This window comes from Pseudomonas sp. B21-051 (genome assembly GCF_024748795.1).
Lineage (GTDB): Bacteria > Pseudomonadota > Gammaproteobacteria > Pseudomonadales > Pseudomonadaceae > Aquipseudomonas > Aquipseudomonas putida_A.
Genome location: NZ_CP087166.1, coordinates 1463659 through 1482057, shown reverse-complemented (window position 1 = coordinate 1482057; position 18399 = coordinate 1463659). Strand labels below are relative to the sequence as shown.

The following is an 18399-nucleotide window of genomic DNA, read 5'->3' as shown; positions in this document are numbered from 1 at the left end:
ATGTCTGAATTTCAAGCTCTCCCAATAAGGAACACCGCAATGAAATTCGCCAAAATCTCCCAGACCCTGGCCCTCTGGGCCGGTAGCCCGAAAACCTTCATGGGCGCATTGATCCTGATTTTTCTGTGGGGGTTGAGTGGGCCGATTTTTGATTTCAATGACACCTGGCAACTGATCATCAATACCTCGACCACGATCATCACTTTTCTGATGGTGTTCCTGATTCAGAACACGCAGAACCGTGATACCGACATCCTGCATCTGAAGCTCGATGAGTTGTTGCGGGTGAATAAGGAAGCGCAGAACGCGATGCTCGGGCTGGAGTCGCTGGATCTCAAACAACTCGAGGCGCTGCGCAAGCATTACCGCAGCCTGGGGGAAAGCGAGGTGTTCAACCTTGAGGGGCTGGGAGAGAAGAGCAAGCCGAAGCAGGATTTGAATGACTGCTAAGTAAAGTTGAACAAAGCAAAAGATCGCAGCCTGCGGCAGCTCCTACACCGTTCTATGTAAGGAGCTGCCGCAGGCTGCGATCTTTTGATTTGCAGGTGGTATCAGCGGCTGGCTTGCAGCGCCCGCGCCATTTCCAGATGGCTTTGCAGTTTTGGCAGCGTCTCGTCGGCAAATGCCTTGATTTCCGGCACGTCGGTCGACTGCGCTTCCTGCTGGATCTGCTGGATGGCCTCTTCGGTCGCCTTCACCTGGCTCGCGGCGTAGGCCTGGTCGAAGGTTTCACCGTCCTTGACCTGAGGGATCATGGTCTTGGCCTTGTCGGCGATTTCTTCACGGGGTGCGACCGGCAGATCGAGTTTCTTCGCGATCTTCGCCAGATGCTGGTTGGCCGTGGTGCGGTCATTGATCACGACGATGGTGTAATCCTTGACCTCTTTGGATTCGGATTTCTGGTGCGCCAGCCGGCTGGCTTCAATGTCGGCCATGCCTTTGGCGGACGCATCGTTGATGAAGTCGGCAGGCGACTGGGCGAATGCTGTGCCCGCGAACAATCCCAACAGTGTGGCAAAACTGAAACGACGTATCTGGGTGGCCATCCGGCTCATGGTCGCGCCCTCCTATCTCTGCAAATTCAAGCGGGGGCTTGCGCCCCCGCCTCTCAATCAAAACTACCTCACCGACTACTTCGACTTCTGAGCTGGCTTGCGGCCCATTTCGGTTTTCGCAGGCTCTTTGTCGACTGTCGTGGTGGTGGTTTTCCCACCTTTGCGACCGGCTTCAGACGCCTTGGTTCGATCGTTGGCGAAGTTTCCCGAGTTCGAGTTTCTTGAATTAGGCATGATTCTCTTCCTCTTGGTGTTGATCGTTGGCGAGCAGATGCCCGCCTAGATTGAGAATTGCCGGACTGCCAAAGGTTTAGAAAAGTTGCCCGCGCCGCGACGAACGGCGCGCACTGGTTCAGCTATCCACTACCCGATGATTGAGGCGCTTGGCGGCGTACATCGCCTGGTCGGCGTGCCGGAACAGTTGTTGCTCTTCGCGGCCATGTTCGGGATAACGGGCCACGCCGATGCTCGGCTCGATGCACAGGTTGTGACCGTCCAGCCGCATCGGCTGCATCAGCACCTGGCGAATTTTTCCGGCCACGCTGTCGGCGTCTTCAGCGGCGTGAACGCTGTGCAACAGCACCACGAATTCGTCGCCACCGATGCGCGCCACGGTATCAGTGTCGCGTACGCAGCCCTTGAGCCGACTCGCCACCGTTTGCAGCAGCATGTCGCCGACCGCATGGCCAAAGGTGTCGTTGACCTGTTTGAAGCGATCCAGATCGACGTACAGCAGCGCCATATTTCCCGAGGTTTCGCGGGCAGCGGCCAGCGCAGCCTTGAGACGGTCTTTGAGCAACCCGCGATTGGGCAACTGGGTCAGTTGATCGTACTGCGCCATGCGTTTGAGCCGCGCGTGCAGCTGCTGGCGCTCGATAGCGGTGGCGACCTGGGCGCAGACGTATTGCAGCAGTTCCTTGTCCTGCTCGGTGTAACGCTCGCCGCCCGGCAGGCTTTTGACAATCAGCGCACCGATGGTGCCGTTCTTCGAATTCAGCGGCACACCGAGCCAGCACGGTGAATCCTGCCCCGCCACCAGCGCCGCGAAGTCGGGCGAGGCGTCGGGGCTGTCCGGCGTCAGCAGAATAGGCTGACCGCTGCGGATGACCTCCGCACACAAACGCCCGGTGACGGTGCCCGGTTGCTCGGGCTGCAATTCGTGGTCATCGACGTGATAAGGAAAACTCAGCTGCGCACAGTGCTCGTCGTACAGCGCCACGGAGAAATTCAGCGCCGGCAACCATTCGCCGATGATCAGGTGGATGCGTTTGAACAGCGCCAGCAAGTCTTCGGCGACATGCGCCGCTTCGGAAATCGCATACAGCGCAGCCTGACGCGATTCCGCCTGCTTGCGCTCGGTGATGTCGCGGGCCACGGCGATGCGCAGCTGATCGACCTCCGACCAGCGTGCCGACCAGAGGATGTTGACGATGCGGCCATCCTTGCGCACGTAACGGTTTTCGAAATTGTGCTTGGGTTCGCCGCCCATGATGTCGCGGGCGGCGGCGAGGGTGCGCTGGCGGTCTGCGGGATGCACCAGCTCGATCATCGACCGGCCGATCAACTCGTCAGGCGTATAACCGAAAATACGCTCGCAGGCGGCGCTGACAAAAACGAAACGGCCCTGCCTGTCCACCGCACAGACGGCATCGAGCAACAGGTCCATATAACTCGTCAACGGCGCGGAATTTCGGCTTTCCATGGTTCAGCGTGGGTGTCCGGACAATGCAGCACTGTTCAACCATCCCTGACCCTTTGTTCACGCATCCCTGCACACAACTTCAAGCCTTGTTCGGCAGCAATCCCGGCAGCGCATGCACCAGCGCATTGATGGCAAAACCGATGAACATCACCCCGCACAATCGAGTGATCATCAGCTCGTGACGCTGATACAGCGTGCGTACCCGTCGGGCGCCGACAACGCCGATCAAGATAGCGTAAGCCAGCAACCCGCCGAAGAAGCTCAGGGCGATCAGCGCCGGCAGCATCGACCAGTTGAGCAGTTCGGCGCGACTCGACAGCAGCGCGGTAAACGTCGCCACCGCCACCGGGTACGCCTTGGGATTGGTCAGGCCGAACAGGATGCCGTGCCAGAACGGCTGACGCGCTGCGCCTTGCGGCTGATCATCGCTGCGCCGTTTGGTCCGCACTGCACGCCAGCCGAGCCAGAACAGGTACAAGCCGCTGAGCACGCCGAGGACATCGAACGCGGTGCTGCCGATTTCCCGGGCGCCGACGATGGCGATCAGCGCGGTGCTGCACCAGACCACATCGCCAAGCAAATGCCCGCAGAGAAATCCCGCCCCGGCCCGTCGCCCATGCGCCGCGCCAATGCCGAACACTGCCAGAACGCCCGGCCCAGGCGTGATGCCGTAGATGAAACCCGAGGCCAGAACGGCCATTAGCAGCGATGGAGTCATGAAAAACCTGCTGGCGCCAGTACAAATGATGGCCAGTCTATATCAGCCCAATGTGTCTGATCACGACGCGTCGTAAAAACGCATGCCCGAGTACGGTTTCAACCGACAGGCTGTCAGTCGCGAAGCCAGATCGCCGACGTGAGCCTCAAGCTTGTGGCCATCGGGATCGAGAAAGTAGAACGACGCACCTTCGCTGCGGTTGTCACGCCACTCCCGCACATTCGCCGCTTTTAGCTTCTGCACGAATAACGGGAAATCCGCTTCAGCGAGGCTGAAAGCGTAATGGGTGTAGTCGACGGACGGCTCAGAAGTGCGTTGCGCATCCAGCGACAGACACAACCACAGCCCCGGCAGCGTCAGGTAGGCACCGGCATCCCATGTGGCTTCGACGCGCAGACTCAATACATCGCGATAGAACGCCAGGCTGCGGGGCAAATCGCTGACAGCGAGGGTCAGGTGGTTGAGGCCGGTAAGCATGGGGTCAGTAACCTCTGAGGTCTTCAGGAACGTTGTACTGCTGGCCATCGTACGTCAGGGTGATCTGTTTTTTCTTCAGGTCGGTGTTTGTCGAAACGCACTGACTGCCGGACCGGGTGTTTTTCATCTTGCTGCCGCTGGTGGTGACGATCAGATCGGCGAAACCATTGTGGCTCGTCGGAGCGATCTCGAGCGTCCGGCGGATTTTCTTGCTGTAGCCCTCGCAGTCATTCACGAACTCACCGTTGTCCTTGAAGACCACCAGGCCTTCAAGCACCGGACGCAACTCGTCGCCCTCGCGCACATACAGCGCCAAATCGGTTTTCTCGTAGGGAATGGCCTGGAAACTGTGGACGAACTTCGCGCGCAGACCAAAAGCGCGGATATCCGGCGTCAATCGGTAGCGCGCCGTATCGATGCGTACATCATCCAGACGCACGGCATCGGAGTTGTAGGCCCCCGGCTTACGGTAGGTGGCGATCGGTTTGGCGTTGCTCGCATTGAGCAGCGCCAGCTCCAGATCGAACGCCCCGGCATCGTCGCCGCCAGAATCGGCCAGATAGGTGGATTTGACCGAAATCGCCTGACTCGGGAACGCCGGCCAGACGTTGCAGCGTGACATGGATTTGCCGTCGAAACGCTTGGTGGTGCAGGCGGCGTGGGCTTGGGTGGTGATGGCCAGGAAACCGAGGGCGATCAGGAGTCTGGTGGGGTTAAGCATGGTTCTTCCTTGATAAGTGTCGTGTCTGGCTGGCGGGTTATGTGCCTTGGAAACCGTTTGGCAAAACGTAGGATTGTCCGTCGTAGTGCAGAGTGGTCAGCACCGGTTTATTGCTCGTGGTCTTCATTTCGCAATTGTCCGGCGACCCCTCGCCACTCACGCTGGTGGTGACCGATTTGACGATCAGATCGGCAAATCCGTGAGAGCTGGTTTTACCTATCTCGATCGTGCTGACAGTGGTCGCACGTTCGCCTGCGCAATTGCCATCCCACTCGCCGCTGAAGCTGTAAACCAGCAGCCGATCCAGTACCGAACGCAGTTTGCCGCCTTCTTTCACATAGAGCGACAGCTGGGTTTCATCCAGAGGATTGACGCGCGAAGATCCTTTGAAAATTGCCCGGACGCCAAAGGCACGAAGGTTAGAAGTGAGTTTGTAGCGCGCAGTGTCCAGTTCCAGGCTCTCCAGCGCGAAGGCGTCAGTCTGGAATGCGGACGATCGATGATGAGTAGCGAGCGGTTTCAAGTTGTCGGCTGACGAGAGGGATAAATCCAGATCGTAAGTGCCAATTCTGTCGCCATGGGCGTACACCGGATCCGGATCAAACTTTGCTATCGCATTGATCGTCAGGGGCGGATCGACAGGCCAATCCTTGCAGACCGAAAAATCCCACTGTCCTGTCACCGCTGGCGGCGTGCACTCGGCCAACACCTGCCCCGCCATCAACCACCCACTCAGGGCCACCCACCCGATCCATCCAGACTTCACTGTCACATCCCACTCCTTGATAACGTTTCAGCCGCGCACTATCCCCTCCTCAATCCGGCGATTCAACCAGTTCAACGCCTGATCCCCACCCCGGCGCTTATGCCACGCCAGCACAAACGTGAACGGCGCAATCTCGAACGGTGGCGGCAGCACAATCAGCTCCTGTTGATCAATCTCGCGCACGCTGCGCGACGACACCGTGAGAATCAGATCCGTACCGCTGATCAACTGCGGCGCGACGTTCCAGTGCGGCAGGCTGATGGCGACGCGGCGGCGTTCGCGCAATGAGGTCAGCGCCCGTTCGATTTCCGGGGTGCCGCTGCCGCGCATTTCCAACAGAACGTGCGGGCGCGACAGGTAGGTCGGCAAATCCAGTACGCCGTCGGCCGGCAAGCTGCGGCGATCCAGCAGGCAGACATAGCGCTCTTCGAACAGCACGCTGCTACGCAACTCGTTGGGCATTTCCGGAAACACCCCGGCGGCCAAATCGATGTCACCGTTGAGCACACCCTCCAGCATGCCTTCGCGGCTGGCATGGCTGATTTGCAGGTCGATGCCCGGCGCCTCTCGGCGCAAGGTGCGGATCAGCCCGGGCAGGATGATGGCCGCGCCGTAGTCGGACATCGCCACGCGAAAGGTCCGCCGCGCAGTGGCCGGATCGAAAGTGTTCGGCGCCAACAGCGATTGCACCTGGGCCAACGCTTCGGCCAGTGGCGCAACCAGCTCCAGCGCCCGCGCCGTGGGCACCAGCGTCGAACCGGCGCGCACCAGCAGCGGATCGCCGAGCAAGTCGCGCAGACGCGCCAGCGCATGGCTGACCGCCGGTTGACTCAGGTGTAGCCGCTCGGCGGCGCGGGTGACGTGTTGCTCGCTGAGCAAGGCGTCTAGGACCACCAGCAGGTTGAGATCGATACGGCGCAGTTCATTCATCTTGTGCATGTTCTGGATGACAAAACGGAATTTAAATCTGCGCGACGAATACCGTAGAGTCCAGCAAAACCTGTTGGAGAGTGATCATGAGTACGTTGCAGTGGGCCGGTTTGTTGCTGCTGGCCGCGTTTGCCGGGGCGGTGGTGCCGTTTCAAAGTGCGATCAACAGCAACCTGGCGCGGGGGCTCGGCCATCCGCTATGGGCAACTTTTGCCTCGTTGCTGGTGAGTGTGTTGGTGCTGTTGCCGGTGATTCTGGCGTTGCGCCTGCCGCTGCCGTCGCTGGGGTTTATCAGCAAGGCACCGTTGTGGATGTGGGCTGGCGGTGCGTTCGGCGTGTGTTTTGTGGCGCTGGCGGTGATGTTGCTGCCGAAGCTCGGCGCGTCGGGATTTGTGGCGCTGGCGTTGGCCGGGCAGGTGATTGCGTCGATGCTGCTCGATCACTTCGGGCTGTTCGGACTGGTGGAGAAACAGCTGACGTTATCGCGCGCGCTGGGGGCGTTGTTGCTGATTGGCGGGGTGGTGTTGATTCAGTTTGGTGGGGTGTTTGAGCGGAATGTAGCAGCGGTTGGCTGATCTGAGAGCTCATGGTTTTGTGGTGTTGACGAGTCCGTCTTCGCGAGCAGGCTCGCTCCCACAATGATCGCATTTCAACTGTGGGAGCGAGCCTGCTCGCGAAGGGGCCAGTGAGCTCTGCTGAAAATACCAGGACGGCGCATCTCAAAACGCGTTACGGAAAATCTCCTCGATCTGCCGCTGATCCGCCGCCCGTGGGTTGGTCAGGCCGCATGCATCTTTCAGCGCGTTGGTGGCAAGCACCGGGATGTCACTGAGCTTGGCGCCGAGTTCACGCAGGCCACCCGGAATCTCGACGTCTTTGGCCAGACAACGGATCGCGTTGATCGCCGCCTGAGCGCCCTCTTCCGGGCTGAAACCACGGATGTCCGCACCCATGGCGTGAGCGACGTCAGTCAGGCGTTCGGCACAGATCAACGCGTTGAAGGTCTGCACATGCGGCAGCAGCACGGCGTTGCACACGCCATGGGGCAAGTCGTAGAAACCGCCCAACTGGTGGGCCATCGCATGCACGTAGCCGAGCGATGCGTTGTTGAACGCCATGCCGGCGAGGAACTGCGCGTAAGCCATGTCCTCCCGCGCGGCGAGATCGCTGCCGTCACGCACGGCCAGGCGCAGGTTGTTGCTGATCAGGGTCATGGCCTTCAGCGCGCAGGCGTCGGTGATCGGGTTGGCCGCGGTCGACACATAGGCCTCGATGGCGTGGGTCAGCGCGTCCATGCCGGTGGCGGCAGTCAGGCTTTTCGGCATGGCGACCATCAGGGCCGGGTCGTTGACCGACAGCAGCGGCGTGACGTTGCGGTCGACGATGGCCATTTTCACGTGGCGCGACTCGTCGGTGATGATGCAGAAACGGGTCATCTCGCTGGCGGTGCCGGCGGTGGTGTTAATGGCGATCAGCGGCAGTTGCGGCTTGCTCGATTGATCGACGCCTTCGTAGTCGCGGATCTGCCCGCCGTTGGTCGCACAGAGGGCAATGCCCTTGGCGCAGTCATGGGGCGAACCGCCGCCCAGCGACACCACGAAATCGCAGCGACTGTCCTTGAGCAACGCCAACCCGGACTCGACGTTGGCAATGTTCGGGTTCGGTTTGGCGCCATCGAAGATCACCGAATCGATGTCCTGCATCGCCAGTTTTTCGGCAAGCATGGTCGCCACGCCGGCTTTGGCCAGCCCCGCGTCGGTGACGATCAGCGCCTTGCGAAAGCCGTAGTTGCGAATCGCGACCATGGCTTCGTCGAGGCATCCGTTGCCCATGATGTTTACCGCCGGAATGAAAAAGGTGCTGCTCATGCGCGTCTCCTGACTGGGGCCGAATCGACTGCTCCGATCCGGCGGATGTGCACAGGATCGACCGATCGGTCACCACCGATGTTGATCTGGCTCAATGCCCGCTCGTGATAAAGTCGCCGTCCATCCGCCCCTTGTTTTGAGACTGCCCACGCAATGACCGATTTTCTGGACGTCGATGCCACCCTCGAAGACTGGAGCGCCCTGCGCGCCACCGCCGACTTCAACGGTCTGCTGGTGGGCAATGGCGCCAGCCGCGCGGTGTGGGACGATTTCGGCTACGACTCGCTGTTCGAAAACGCGCGCACCGTGGAGGAGAAACCGCTGAGCCCGTCGGAACTGAGCGTGTTCGACGCGATGCAGACGCGCAGCTTCGAGCAGGTGCTCGGTGCGCTGAAAACCACCAGCCGGGTCAACAAGGCGCTGGCGGTCAGCTCGGCGGCACCGCGCAATCGCTACTACGCGATCAAGGAAGCGCTGATCAACACCGTACACGCCGTGCACATTCCCTGGCGCCTGGTGCAGGCCTCGACTCTGGCCACGCTCAATGAAGAACTGGCGCGTTATCGCACGGTGTTCACCACCAATTACGACCTGCTCAGCTACTGGGCGATCCAGCACCGCAGCGAGGCGATCGACGACCTGTTCAACGGTCCCGATGCCAGTTTCGATCTGAGCGCAAGCAGCAGCGCCAAACCGCGTCTGCTGTACCTGCACGGCGGTCTGCACCTGGTGCGCAATCAGGACGGCACCGCGCGCAAACTGACCTCGACCGAGGGCACCCTGCTCGGCAGTTTTGCGATCAACAACACGATCAAGACCCTCGACGACGTGCCGCTGTTCGTCAACGAAGGGCCGAGCGCAGACAAGCTCAAGACCATCCGCAGTTCGGATTATCTGTCGTTCTGTTATGAGCAGTTATTGGGACACGCGCAGAACCTGTGCATCTTCGGTCATGCCTTGGGCGAGCAGGATGCTCACATCGTCAGGGCGCTGCGTCTGGCGAAACCGGCGAGCGTGGCGATCTCGATTTATCCGCGCAGTGCGGCGTTCATTCAGCATCAGAAACGGCATTACGCCAAGGTGTTCGAGGGCACCGGGATTGCGTTGCGGTTTTTTGATGCGAGGACGCATGCGTTGGGTAATCCGAAGTTGTCGGTGCCCGTCGAGGTTTGAAGCAAGATCAAAAGATCGCAGCCTGCGGCAGCTCCTACAGAGATCAGTGTAGGAGCTGCCGCAGGCTGCGATCTTTTGATTTCCAGGTTCATTCTTCGCTGCTGTGCACCACCACCAGCAACTGCGCCTGCACCTCGCCCACCGACCTGATCCGGTGCGGCTTCTGCGCGTTGAAGTGCAGCGCATCACCACGTTCGAGCAGCACCCGCTCGTTCATGAAATCCACTTCCACCTGCCCTTCGTGGACGAACAGAAACTCCTCGCCCAAATGCTCCTTGAAGGTCTTGTCGGTGAATTCGCACGGCGGGTAGATGATGAACGGCAGCAGGTTGCGTTCGCTGACCTGATGCGCCAGCACCGCATACCCCGGGCTCTGATCGTTGGCCGCCAGTGACTGGCGTTCGTGGCTGCGCACCAGGCTGTAGCTGTCGAGGCTGACGTTGTCTTCGGAGAACAATTCCTCGACCTTCACATTCAGCGCCTTCGCCAATTTCAGCGCGGCCGCAATCGACGGGGTGTTCAGCCCGCGCTCGACCTTCGACAGATAACTCTTGGTCATGCCGGATTTTTCCGCCAGCGCCTCAAGCGTTACGCCAAGTTTTTTTCTCAACAATTTCAAACGGATAGACATGCGCAGCAGTTATTCCATCAAGGAAACGACGATTTATACTTGCTTATGACACTTTGTGTCATATAGGCTCTTTCGTGTCATTTGCAATCACCCAAAGGACACCGACATGGCCAAGACATTAGCACTACCCAAAGAGCAACTGGTCAAGCAAGCGTTGACCCGGATGCAAAACACCCTGGCGGATAATACGTGGACTGACCGGCAAAAGCTGGCGCTGACCTGCCGGATCCTGTTCGAGAGCGGTCATGACTCCGGTCTGGCCGGACAGATCACCGCTCGCGGCCCACAACCGGGGACCTATTACACTCAGCAACTGGGCCTGGGTTTCGATGAAATCACCGCGAGCAATCTGCTGCTGGTCAACGAAGACCTGGAAGTGCTCGAAGGCCACGGCATGGCCAACCCGGCCAACCGTTTCCACAGCTGGGTGTACCGCGTCCGGCCGGACGTGAACTGCATCATCCACACCCACCCGACGCACATTGCGGCGCTGTCGATGCTGGAAGTGCCGTTGGAAATTTCCCACATGGACCTGTGCCCGCTGTACGACGACTGCGCGTTTCTCGAAGGCTGGCCGGGCGTGCCGGTGGGCAACGAAGAAGGTGAACTGATCGCCGGTGCGCTGGGCGACAAGCGCGCAATTCTGCTCTCGCACCACGGTCAGCTGTCGACCGGCAGCACGATCGAAGAGGCCTGTGTCATCGCCCAACTGATCGAGCGCGCCGCCAAACTGCAGCTGCTGGCGATGGCCGCCGGGACGATCAAGCCGATCATCCCGGAACTGGGGCGCGAGGCCCATGACTGGGTATCGAAACCCAAACGCCACGCCGCCGCCTTCAACTACTACGCCCGGCAGAACCTGCGGCAACACGCCGATTGCCTGAACTGATTTCAGCTTTTCCCGGAGACTCATCATGTCCAATATTCACGGCATCATCGGCTACACCATCACCCCGTTCGGCACCCACGGCGAAGGCCTGGATCTGCCGGCCCTCGGCCAATCGATCGATCGCCTGATCGACAGCGGCGTCCATGCCATCGCCCCGCTGGGCAGCACCGGCGAAGGCGCCTATCTGAGCGACGCCGAATGGGATCAGGTCGCCGAGTTCAGCATCAAACACGTGGCCAAACGGGTGCCGACCATCGTCAGCGTCTCCGATCTGACCACCGCCAAAGCCGTGCGTCGCGCACGCTTCGCTGAAGCCCACGGCGCTGACGTGGTGATGGTGCTGCCGGCGTCGTACTGGAAGCTGACTGAAGCGGAAATCCTCGCGCACTACCGCGCCATCGGCGACAACATCGGCGTGCCGATCATGCTCTACAACAACCCGGCCACCAGCGGTACTGACATGTCGGTCGAACTGATTCTGCGCATCGTCAACGGCGTGGAAAACGTGACCATGGTCAAGGAGAGCACCGGCGACATTCAGCGCATGCACAAGCTGCAACTGTTGGGCGACGGTCAGGTGCCGTTCTACAACGGCTGCAATCCGCTGGCGCTGGAAGCGTTTGCCGCCGGGGCGAAGGGTTGGTGCACCGCCGCGCCGAACCTGATCCCGCAGCTGAATCTGGATCTGTACGCGGCGTCGCTGGCCGGTGATCTGGAACGGGCGCGCGAACTGTTCTATCGCCAGTTGCCGCTGCTGGACTTCATCCTCAAGGGCGGTTTGCCGGCGACGATCAAGGCTGGATTGCGTGAAACCGGGCTGGAAGTCGGCGCTCCACGACTACCGGTATTCCCACTGAGCGAGACGGCTCAAACGCAGCTGCAAACCCTCCTGAAAACCCTGCGCTGATCTCAGGCAACACAAAAAACCCTGTAGGAGCTGTCGAGTGAAACGAGGCTGCGATCTTTTGATCCTGATCTTTACCATCAAGATCAAAAGATCGCAGCGTGCCGCAGCTCCTGCAGAGGGATGTGCCGGGTTCAGAGCACCGGCAAGGTCTTGTCCTTGATCACTTTGCTCGGCCCGTTGGCCTTGACGCTGGCGATGCCTTTGGCACACGCGGCGTCGTTGGAATAGGACTCGCTGCTGCCGATGATCTGGTGGTTGGCGGCCTTGAGGTTGAAGTAAGGATGACCATCCTTGGTGGTCTTTTTCTCATAGCGTTCATCCAGCGGGCTATTGGTCTGCACCGAAGCAATGCCGCTGTCGGCAGCCGCGCGGGTGGTGTAGAGCTCGCTGGTGAGAATGGTTTCAGCGTTGGCGGCCTTCAGTACAAACCTGAACTGGCCGTTGCTGCTTTTGCTCACTTCGTACCATCCGGACATGCTCGTTTCTCCTTGGCGGTTGAAAGGTTTTGCGCCAGTGAGTAAAGACCAGCCAAGGATTTCTGTCGCCTGTAATGGCCTCTTCGCGAGCAAGCTCGCTCCCACAGTAGATCTCCAGTGATCACAAAAATAGGTGAGCACTCGGTAACCAATGTGGGAGCGAGCCTGCTCGCGGAGGCGTCACCGCGGTGTTGGCTATTTCACCCCCGCCCGCACCACCGACAACTCCGGCGCACTCACCCGCCGCTGACTCAGATACCGCGTGCAACTCACCCGCAGGAACGAGGCAAAATTCACCACCTCCCCGCGATAATCCATCACCTCTTCATACAGCTTGGCAATCAGTTGATTGGTGGTCATGCCATCGACTTCGGCGATTTCGCTGAGGATGTCCCAGAACTGGTTTTCCAGGCGCAGCGTCGTCACCACGCCGCAGATGCGCAGCGAGCGCGAGCGGGATTCGTAGAGAATCGGGTCGGCCTTGACGTAGAGCTCGCACATCGGCGGATCCTCGTTACAGGGTGATCTTGGTGCCGAGCAGGCCGAGGAAACCGGCCAGCCAGTTCGGATGCGCCGGCCAGGCTGGCGCAGTCGCCAGATTGCCTTGAACGTGGCCGTCGGTCACCGGGATATCGATGAACGTGCCACCGGCCAGTCGCACTTCCGGGGCGCAGGCCGGATAGGCGCTGCATTCGCGCCCTTCGAGAACGCCCGCTGCTGCCAGCAATTGCGCGCCGTGGCAGACCGCGGCAATCGGCTTGCCGGCCTTGTCGAAGGCGCGCACCAGTTCCAGGACTTTCTGGTTCAGGCGCAGATATTCCGGCGCTCGTCCGCCGGGGATCAGCAGCGCGTCGTAATCGGCCTCGGCAACCTTGGCGAAATCAAAGTTAAGGGCGAACAGGTGACCCGGTTTCTCGCTGTAAGTCTGGTCGCCTTCGAAGTCATGGATCGCGGTGCGCACAGTCTTGCCCGCAGCCTTGTCCGGGCACACCGCGTGCACAGTGTGACCGACCATTTGCAGGGCCTGGAACGGCACCATCACTTCGTAGTCTTCGACGTAATCGCCGACCAGCATCAGGATTTTTTTCGCGGCCATGGGGAGGACTCCTCTGGGAATGGGCTTGCAGGAGTATTCAAGGTAGACCTTATTGTTTCGGGCGGGTAACAACCGGCTACTACGCCTCCCCGCCATTGTGGCGAGGGAGCTTGCTCCCGCTCGACTGCGCAGCAGGCGCAAAACCTGTTTGCACAGTTTTCCTGAAAAAAGCGGGGGCCGCTTCGCTGCCCAGCGGGAGCAAGCTCCCTCGCCACAGGAGATCCAACTGTATGGATAACTCTGTGCCTGGCTGTACCAGCCCGAGCGCCCCGGTTTATGGCTTGATTAAGGCAATCCCCTGCCACCTTCTATTCTGGTTCTCATCATGTCCTCGCGCGAAAACACCGGCATGGCCCTCGGCCTGCTCGGGGTTGTGATTTTCAGCCTGACCCTGCCCTTCACCCGGATCGTGGTGCAGGAACTGCATCCGTTGCTCAACGGCCTTGGCCGGGCGCTGTTCGCAGCAATTCCAGCGGCGGCGCTGTTGCTGTGGCGGCGCGAGAAGTGGCCGAGCTGGCAGCAGATCAAAGGCCTGAGCCTGGTGATCGCCGGGGTGATTCTTGGCTTCCCGGTGCTGTCGGCGTGGGCCATGCAGACCTTGCCGGCGTCCCACGGCGCCCTGGTCAACGGTTTGCAGCCGCTGTGCGTGGCGCTGTATGCCGCCTGGTTGTCCCATGAACGCCCGTCAAAAGCCTTCTGGGTCTGCGCCGCGCTGGGCAGTGCGCTGGTGCTCGGCTACGCGTTGTACACCGGAGCCGGGAGCATTCAGGCCGGGGACTTGCTGATGCTCGGCGCGATTGCCGTCGGTGGTCTGGGTTATGCCGAGGGGGGCCGGTTGGCCAAGGAAATGGGCGGCTGGCAGGTGATCTGCTGGGCGCTGGTGCTGTCGACGCCGCTGCTGATCGGCCCGGTGCTGTACCTGGCGCTGCAACATCACGGCGCGGTGTCAGCCAAAACCTGGTGGGCGTTCGGCTACGTGGCGCTGTTCTCGCAGTTTCTCGGCTTCTTCGCCTGGTACGCCGGGCTGGCGATGGGCGGGATTGCGCGGGTCAGTCAGATCCAGTTGCTGCAGATCTTTTTCACCATCGCGTTCTCGGCGCTGTTCTTTGGTGAACATGTCGAGCCGATCACCTGGGTGTTTGCCTGCGGGGTGATCGCGACGGTGATGCTCGGGCGCAAGACCGCCGTGCGCCCTGCCCAGCCAGCCACTGCATGACGCACGCATAGCTCTGTAGGAGCTGCGGCACGCTGCGATCTTTTGATGTTGTCTTCAAAGATCAAAAGATCGCAGCGTGCCGCAGCTCCTACAGGGTTTCGTGCTGGATCAGTATCAGGGTATCAGGCAAGGAAGCCGTCGGCGCGCAGCAGGGTTTCCAGACAGTGCTCGCTGATGTTGTAGAAATCCTTGAGCTCCTGAATCTTCACCAGCAACTGAGCCGGCTCCGCCGGCTCGGCGCGTTTCACCGCGAGAATCATCTTGTTCTTGTTGGTGTGCTCCAGCGAGATGAACTCGAACACTTTGGTCTCGTAACCGCAGGCTTCGAGGAACAGCGCGCGCAGGCTGTCGGTGACCATTTCCGCCTGTTGGCCCAGGTGCAGGCCGTATTGCAGCATCGGCTTGAGCAACGCCGGGCTCTGGATCTGCAGGCGGATCTGTTTGTGGCAGCACGGCGAGCACATGATGATCGACGCGCCCGAGCGGATGCCGGTGTGAATCGCGTAGTCGGTGGCGATGTCGCAGGCATGCAGGGCGATCATCACGTCCAGTTCGCTCGGCGCCACGCTGCGCACGTCACCGCACTTGAACACCAGGCCCGGGTGCTCCAGTTTCGCCGCGGCGGCGTTGCACAGGTTGACCATTTCTTCGCGCAGCTCGACGCCGGTGACTTCGCCTTCGGCCTTGAGCGTGTTGCGCAGGTAATCGTGGATGGCGAACGTCAGGTAGCCCTTGCCCGAACCGAAATCCGCCACCCGCACCGGTTTGTCCAGCGCCAGCGGTGACGAGGTCAGGGCGTGGCTGAAGACTTCGATGAACTTGTTGATCTGCTTCCACTTGCGCGACATCGCCGGGATCAGCTCGTGCTGCGCGTTGGTCACGCCCAGGTCCTTGAGGAACGGCCGGCTCAAGTCCAGAAAACGGTTTTTCTCACGGTTGTGCTCGGCGGACGGTGCTTCACGTAATTGCTGAGGTTTGCTCTTGAACAGCGAACTCTTGCCCTTTTTGCTGTATTCGAGCTGGGCTTCGTCGGTCACGGTCAGCAAATGCGCATTCTTGAACGCGGCCGGCAACAGCTCGGCAATCACCGCCACGCCTTCGCTCAGCGGCAGATTCTTGGTGATGTCACGGGTCTTGTAGCGATAGACGAACGACAGGTTGGGCTGCGCCTTGACCGTCACCGCTTTGATGATGATCCGCTGCAGATCCGCCTCTTCACCCACGTACTTGGCCAGCACCAGTTTGATGAACCCGTTGTGTTCGAGGCTGGTTTGCAGCAGCTCGATGAACTGGGCGTGGTGGTCTGGCGTGGGTTTGGTGGAAGGGGCAGTAACGGACATGGACAAGCGGCCTCGGGCAGGCGAAATCGGGAATGGCCGGTATTTTAGGGGGGATGGCGGTTGGGGACACGCTCTTATTTACCCAACGGCACAAGAACCTAATGCACTGGGTCTTTTGTGGCGAGGGAGCTTGCTCCCGCTCGGCTGCGCAGCAGTCGTTAAAACAGGCGATTACTTGAACCAGACAGACCGCGTTTACCGGTTTCAGGGCCGCTTTGCGCCCCAGCGGGAGCAAGCTCCCTCGCCACAGGGAATGACTGCGCCCAGAGACTCAACCCAACACAATCAACCGATTGGGCAATTCATTCCTCACCTGTGTCACCGGCACGTGCACCTTGAGCAATTCACCGCAGGCCTCGATGCAGGTCACAAAGCCCTCAAGCGTGCGCCCCTGCCGCACCTGCTCGGTGAACGCGGCGACAATCGCGTCCCAGCTCTTGTTATCCAGCCGCCGGGAAATCCCCTCGTCCACCAGAATCTCCACGTAGCGCTCGGCCTCGCAGACAAAGATCAGCATCCCGGTGCTGCCGACGGTGTGGTGCAGGTTCTGTTCGAGGAACTGCCGCCGCGCCAGGTTCGATGCGCGCCAGTGGCGCACGCGGCGCGGGATCAGGTGGGTGGTGATTTTCGGCAAGCGAAACAGCAGGCACAGGACGATGAACAGTCCCCACTGCACCAGCAACAGGCTGTGCATCGTCAGCCAGCCAGTCAGGTAATGAACGATACCCGGTACCAGCAGCGCCAGCAGGCTGGCCCACAGCAGAGGGATGTACGCGTAGTCGTCGGCGCGGGCCGCCAGCACGGTGACCAGTTCGGCGTCGGTGTCGCGCTCGACCCGGGCAATCGCCTCGGCGACTTTGCGTTGTTCGTGTTCAGTCAGTAATGCCATGTCGAAAAGTGCCTGATCATTATTGTTGTGTGTTCACCAGCCGCCGGACGAACCACCGCCGCCGAAACTGCCCCCGCCGCCGCTGAAGCCCCCGCCTCCACCGCCGCCGCCAAATCCACCGCCGCCGAAACCGCCCCCGCCGCCGGAGCCACCACGGCCGGCGGGAAGGATACCGAGCATCTGGCAGACAAACACGGTCAGGATGAACAACACCACCAGAAAAACGAACAACAGCGGATGACGCGAGACAAAATCGCTCTGCGGATCGCCGCTCGACTCATACACCGTCGACGGTTCGTCCAGCGGATTGCCGCCGAGCACCACCAGCATCGCCGCCACGCCGTCGCTGATGCCCTTGCTGAAATTGCCGGACTTGAACGCCGGAGTGATCACTTGATGGATGATCACCGAGGTCTGTGCATCGGTCAGCCGATCCTCCAGCCCGTAACCGACTTCGATGCGCAGTTTGCGCTCGTCCCGGGCAACGATCAGCAGCGCGCCGTTGTTCTTGTCTTTCTGGCCGATGCCCCAGTGCCGGCCCAGTTGCACGCCGTAATCCTCGATGGTGGTGCCCTGCAGATCAGGCACCGTGACCACCACCAACTGCTCGCCGGTGGCCTGCTCGTGAGCCTGCAATTGCTGGCTCAACTGGGCGCGCACCGACGACTCGAGCATCTGCGCCTCGTCCACCACCCGCCCGCTCAGCGCCGGGAACGTCAACTCGGCCCGGGCGCTGAGGGCGAACAGCCACAGCATCAGCACCAGGCCTATCTTCAACACACGCATGAAAACCCTCCACCGTTCCCTGTGCAGGAGCTGCCGCAGGCTGCGATCTATTGATCTTTAAAAGCAAAAGATCGCAGCCTGCGGCAGCTCCTACAGGGGGTTGTCAGAACTTCACTTCCGGGGCCTTTTCCGCGCCGGGGGTGGTGGCTTCGAAGGTTTCGCGGATCGGCAGGTCGCTGTACATCACGCTGTGCCAGAGGCGACCGGGGAAGGTGCGGATCTCGGTGTTGTACTTCTGCACCGCCAGAATGAAATCGCGCCGCGCCACGGCAATCCGGTTTTCCGTGCCTTCGAGCTGCGATTGCAGGGCCAGAAAGTTCTGGTTGGCCTTGAGGTCCGGGTAGCGCTCGGAGACCACCATCAAACGGCTGAGCGCGCCGCTCAACTGATCCTGTGCCTGCTGAAACTGCTTGAGTTTTTCCGGGTTGTCGAGGGTGCTGGCATCGACCTGGATCGACGTCGCCTTGGCCCGGGCCTCGACCACTGCGGTCAGGGTCGCCTCTTCATGTTTGGCGTAGCCTCTGACGGTCTCCACCAGATTGGGGATCAGGTCGGCACGGCGCTGGTACTGGTTCTGGACCTGGCCCCACGCCGCCTTGGCCTGTTCGTCGAGGGTCGGGATATTGTTGATGCCGCACGCGGTCAACAACGTGGCAAGCACCAGCAGCGTGGCGACCTGCAGACGCGAGCGGTAGGTTGGACTGACATTCATCAAAGTGATGCTCCCTGGCGTATTTCATAAAAAACCGACCGTGAAAC

The 18399-nt window shown here is 60.6% G+C and carries 23 protein-coding genes; 6 read left to right on the top strand and 17 right to left on the bottom strand.

Annotated features, from left to right (window positions below):
* The first annotated feature begins 39 nt into the window (after positions 1-39).
* The gene (locus tag LOY52_RS06615; RefSeq protein WP_047598058.1) at positions 40-450 is read left to right on the top strand and encodes a low affinity iron permease family protein; all 411 of its coding nucleotides are present in this window, start codon (positions 40-42) and stop codon (positions 448-450) included.
* Between the two features lie 101 nt (positions 451-551).
* On the opposite strand, the gene LOY52_RS06610 is transcribed toward LOY52_RS06615, so the two are convergent.
* From LOY52_RS06610 to LOY52_RS06575, 8 genes are all read right to left on the bottom strand, one after another.
* Positions 552-1055 carry a DUF4142 domain-containing protein gene (locus LOY52_RS06610; RefSeq protein WP_027614439.1) on the bottom strand — a complete coding sequence of 168 codons (504 nt, stop codon included), beginning with the start codon at positions 1053-1055 and terminating at the stop codon, positions 552-554.
* 75 nt (positions 1056-1130) lie between these two features.
* Positions 1131-1289, bottom strand: coding sequence for a KGG domain-containing protein (locus LOY52_RS06605; protein WP_003222499.1), 159 nt, complete (start codon positions 1287-1289; stop codon positions 1131-1133).
* A gap of 118 nt (positions 1290-1407) precedes the next feature.
* Positions 1408-2757 carry a bifunctional diguanylate cyclase/phosphodiesterase gene (locus LOY52_RS06600; RefSeq protein ID WP_258678831.1) on the bottom strand — a complete coding sequence of 450 codons (1350 nt, stop codon included), beginning with the start codon at positions 2755-2757 and terminating at the stop codon, positions 1408-1410.
* Between the two features lie 79 nt (positions 2758-2836).
* The gene (locus tag LOY52_RS06595; protein ID WP_258678827.1) at positions 2837-3475 is read right to left on the bottom strand and encodes a LysE family translocator; all 639 of its coding nucleotides are present in this window, start codon (positions 3473-3475) and stop codon (positions 2837-2839) included.
* 60 nt (positions 3476-3535) lie between these two features.
* Positions 3536-3952, bottom strand: a complete 417-nt coding sequence (gene fos, locus LOY52_RS06590; RefSeq protein ID WP_258678825.1) for a fosfomycin resistance glutathione transferase — start codon at positions 3950-3952, stop codon at positions 3536-3538.
* A gap of 4 nt (positions 3953-3956) precedes the next feature.
* The gene (locus LOY52_RS06585) at positions 3957-4673 is read right to left on the bottom strand and encodes a hypothetical protein (RefSeq protein WP_258678824.1); all 717 of its coding nucleotides are present in this window, start codon (positions 4671-4673) and stop codon (positions 3957-3959) included.
* Between the two features lie 37 nt (positions 4674-4710).
* Entirely contained in the window at positions 4711-5445 is a 735-nt protein-coding gene (locus LOY52_RS06580) for a hypothetical protein (RefSeq protein ID WP_258678822.1), read from the bottom strand.
* A gap of 21 nt (positions 5446-5466) precedes the next feature.
* On the bottom strand, positions 5467-6378 hold the full coding sequence (locus tag LOY52_RS06575) for a LysR substrate-binding domain-containing protein (protein ID WP_258678818.1): 912 nt from the start codon (positions 6376-6378) through the stop codon (positions 5467-5469).
* A 77-nt stretch (positions 6379-6455) separates the two neighbouring features.
* Here LOY52_RS06575 and LOY52_RS06570 point away from each other — a divergent pair, with 77 nt between their 5' ends.
* Positions 6456-6944, top strand: coding sequence for a DMT family transporter (locus LOY52_RS06570; protein ID WP_258678815.1), 489 nt, complete (start codon positions 6456-6458; stop codon positions 6942-6944).
* Between the two features lie 144 nt (positions 6945-7088).
* Here LOY52_RS06570 and yiaY read toward each other — a convergent pair whose 3' ends face one another.
* Positions 7089-8237, bottom strand: coding sequence for an L-threonine dehydrogenase (yiaY, locus tag LOY52_RS06565; protein WP_258678813.1), 1149 nt, complete (start codon positions 8235-8237; stop codon positions 7089-7091).
* A gap of 153 nt (positions 8238-8390) precedes the next feature.
* Here yiaY and LOY52_RS06560 point away from each other — a divergent pair, with 153 nt between their 5' ends.
* Positions 8391-9410, top strand: a complete 1020-nt coding sequence (locus LOY52_RS06560; RefSeq protein WP_258678812.1) for a DUF4917 family protein — start codon at positions 8391-8393, stop codon at positions 9408-9410.
* An 88-nt stretch (positions 9411-9498) separates the two neighbouring features.
* On the opposite strand, the gene LOY52_RS06555 is transcribed toward LOY52_RS06560, so the two are convergent.
* Positions 9499-10041, bottom strand: a complete 543-nt coding sequence (locus tag LOY52_RS06555) for a helix-turn-helix domain-containing protein (protein WP_258678809.1) — start codon at positions 10039-10041, stop codon at positions 9499-9501.
* A 106-nt stretch (positions 10042-10147) separates the two neighbouring features.
* Here LOY52_RS06555 and LOY52_RS06550 point away from each other — a divergent pair, with 106 nt between their 5' ends.
* Positions 10148-10930, top strand: coding sequence for an aldolase (locus LOY52_RS06550; protein WP_258678808.1), 783 nt, complete (start codon positions 10148-10150; stop codon positions 10928-10930).
* A 22-nt stretch (positions 10931-10952) separates the two neighbouring features.
* Complete coding sequence (locus LOY52_RS06545; protein ID WP_258679830.1) at positions 10953-11837, top strand: dihydrodipicolinate synthase family protein; 885 nt, start codon at positions 10953-10955, stop codon at positions 11835-11837.
* 131 nt (positions 11838-11968) lie between these two features.
* Here LOY52_RS06545 and LOY52_RS06540 read toward each other — a convergent pair whose 3' ends face one another.
* The 3 genes from LOY52_RS06540 to LOY52_RS06530 all read right to left on the bottom strand — a co-directional run bounded on the left by LOY52_RS06540 (position 11969) and on the right by LOY52_RS06530 (position 13409).
* Entirely contained in the window at positions 11969-12313 is a 345-nt protein-coding gene (locus LOY52_RS06540) for a YegP family protein (RefSeq protein WP_041070456.1), read from the bottom strand.
* Positions 12314-12508: 195 nt separating this feature from the next.
* Positions 12509-12814 (bottom strand): ribbon-helix-helix domain-containing protein, encoded by a 306-nt coding sequence (locus LOY52_RS06535; protein ID WP_150370430.1) that lies wholly within the window; start codon positions 12812-12814, stop codon positions 12509-12511.
* Between the two features lie 13 nt (positions 12815-12827).
* Positions 12828-13409, bottom strand: a complete 582-nt coding sequence (locus LOY52_RS06530) for a DJ-1/PfpI family protein (RefSeq protein ID WP_258678804.1) — start codon at positions 13407-13409, stop codon at positions 12828-12830.
* A gap of 325 nt (positions 13410-13734) precedes the next feature.
* On the opposite strand from LOY52_RS06530, the gene LOY52_RS06525 reads away from it, so the two are divergent.
* Positions 13735-14625, top strand: a complete 891-nt coding sequence (locus LOY52_RS06525; protein ID WP_258678802.1) for a DMT family transporter — start codon at positions 13735-13737, stop codon at positions 14623-14625.
* 122 nt (positions 14626-14747) lie between these two features.
* Here LOY52_RS06525 and LOY52_RS06520 read toward each other — a convergent pair whose 3' ends face one another.
* The 4 genes from LOY52_RS06520 to LOY52_RS06505 form a co-directional block, all read right to left on the bottom strand.
* The gene (locus tag LOY52_RS06520; protein ID WP_258678798.1) at positions 14748-15965 is read right to left on the bottom strand and encodes an SAM-dependent methyltransferase; all 1218 of its coding nucleotides are present in this window, start codon (positions 15963-15965) and stop codon (positions 14748-14750) included.
* Positions 15966-16236: 271 nt separating this feature from the next.
* Positions 16237-16854 carry a TPM domain-containing protein gene (locus LOY52_RS06515; protein ID WP_027614420.1) on the bottom strand — a complete coding sequence of 206 codons (618 nt, stop codon included), beginning with the start codon at positions 16852-16854 and terminating at the stop codon, positions 16237-16239.
* Between the two features lie 33 nt (positions 16855-16887).
* Complete coding sequence (locus tag LOY52_RS06510) at positions 16888-17640, bottom strand: YgcG family protein (RefSeq protein ID WP_258678797.1); 753 nt, start codon at positions 17638-17640, stop codon at positions 16888-16890.
* A 103-nt stretch (positions 17641-17743) separates the two neighbouring features.
* Positions 17744-18352, bottom strand: coding sequence for a LemA family protein (locus LOY52_RS06505; RefSeq protein ID WP_007963199.1), 609 nt, complete (start codon positions 18350-18352; stop codon positions 17744-17746).
* Positions 18353-18399: the final 47 nt, after the last annotated feature.

What these genes read in the sequence shown, in the direction of transcription:
- LOY52_RS06615 (WP_047598058.1), top strand. Translation starts at nt 40, where the DNA reads ATGAAATTCGCCAAAATCTCCCAGACCCTGGCCCTCTGGGCCGGTAGC.
- LOY52_RS06610 (WP_027614439.1), bottom strand. Translation starts at nt 1,055, where the DNA reads ATGAGCCGGATGGCCACCCAGATACGTCGTTTCAGTTTTGCCACACTG.
- LOY52_RS06605 (WP_003222499.1), bottom strand. Translation starts at nt 1,289, where the DNA reads ATGCCTAATTCAAGAAACTCGAACTCGGGAAACTTCGCCAACGATCGA.
- LOY52_RS06600 (WP_258678831.1), bottom strand. Translation starts at nt 2,757, where the DNA reads ATGGAAAGCCGAAATTCCGCGCCGTTGACGAGTTATATGGACCTGTTG.
- LOY52_RS06595 (WP_258678827.1), bottom strand. Translation starts at nt 3,475, where the DNA reads ATGACTCCATCGCTGCTAATGGCCGTTCTGGCCTCGGGTTTCATCTAC.
- fos (WP_258678825.1), bottom strand. Translation starts at nt 3,952, where the DNA reads ATGCTTACCGGCCTCAACCACCTGACCCTCGCTGTCAGCGATTTGCCC.
- LOY52_RS06585 (WP_258678824.1), bottom strand. Translation starts at nt 4,673, where the DNA reads ATGCTTAACCCCACCAGACTCCTGATCGCCCTCGGTTTCCTGGCCATC.
- LOY52_RS06575 (WP_258678818.1), bottom strand. Translation starts at nt 6,378, where the DNA reads ATGCACAAGATGAATGAACTGCGCCGTATCGATCTCAACCTGCTGGTG.
- LOY52_RS06570 (WP_258678815.1), top strand. Translation starts at nt 6,456, where the DNA reads ATGAGTACGTTGCAGTGGGCCGGTTTGTTGCTGCTGGCCGCGTTTGCC.
- yiaY (WP_258678813.1), bottom strand. Translation starts at nt 8,237, where the DNA reads ATGAGCAGCACCTTTTTCATTCCGGCGGTAAACATCATGGGCAACGGA.
- LOY52_RS06560 (WP_258678812.1), top strand. Translation starts at nt 8,391, where the DNA reads ATGACCGATTTTCTGGACGTCGATGCCACCCTCGAAGACTGGAGCGCC.
- LOY52_RS06555 (WP_258678809.1), bottom strand. Translation starts at nt 10,041, where the DNA reads ATGTCTATCCGTTTGAAATTGTTGAGAAAAAAACTTGGCGTAACGCTT.
- LOY52_RS06550 (WP_258678808.1), top strand. Translation starts at nt 10,148, where the DNA reads ATGGCCAAGACATTAGCACTACCCAAAGAGCAACTGGTCAAGCAAGCG.
- LOY52_RS06540 (WP_041070456.1), bottom strand. Translation starts at nt 12,313, where the DNA reads ATGTCCGGATGGTACGAAGTGAGCAAAAGCAGCAACGGCCAGTTCAGG.
- LOY52_RS06535 (WP_150370430.1), bottom strand. Translation starts at nt 12,814, where the DNA reads ATGTGCGAGCTCTACGTCAAGGCCGACCCGATTCTCTACGAATCCCGC.
- LOY52_RS06530 (WP_258678804.1), bottom strand. Translation starts at nt 13,409, where the DNA reads ATGGCCGCGAAAAAAATCCTGATGCTGGTCGGCGATTACGTCGAAGAC.
- LOY52_RS06525 (WP_258678802.1), top strand. Translation starts at nt 13,735, where the DNA reads ATGTCCTCGCGCGAAAACACCGGCATGGCCCTCGGCCTGCTCGGGGTT.
- LOY52_RS06520 (WP_258678798.1), bottom strand. Translation starts at nt 15,965, where the DNA reads ATGTCCGTTACTGCCCCTTCCACCAAACCCACGCCAGACCACCACGCC.
- LOY52_RS06515 (WP_027614420.1), bottom strand. Translation starts at nt 16,854, where the DNA reads ATGGCATTACTGACTGAACACGAACAACGCAAAGTCGCCGAGGCGATT.
- LOY52_RS06510 (WP_258678797.1), bottom strand. Translation starts at nt 17,640, where the DNA reads ATGCGTGTGTTGAAGATAGGCCTGGTGCTGATGCTGTGGCTGTTCGCC.
- LOY52_RS06505 (WP_007963199.1), bottom strand. Translation starts at nt 18,352, where the DNA reads ATGAATGTCAGTCCAACCTACCGCTCGCGTCTGCAGGTCGCCACGCTG.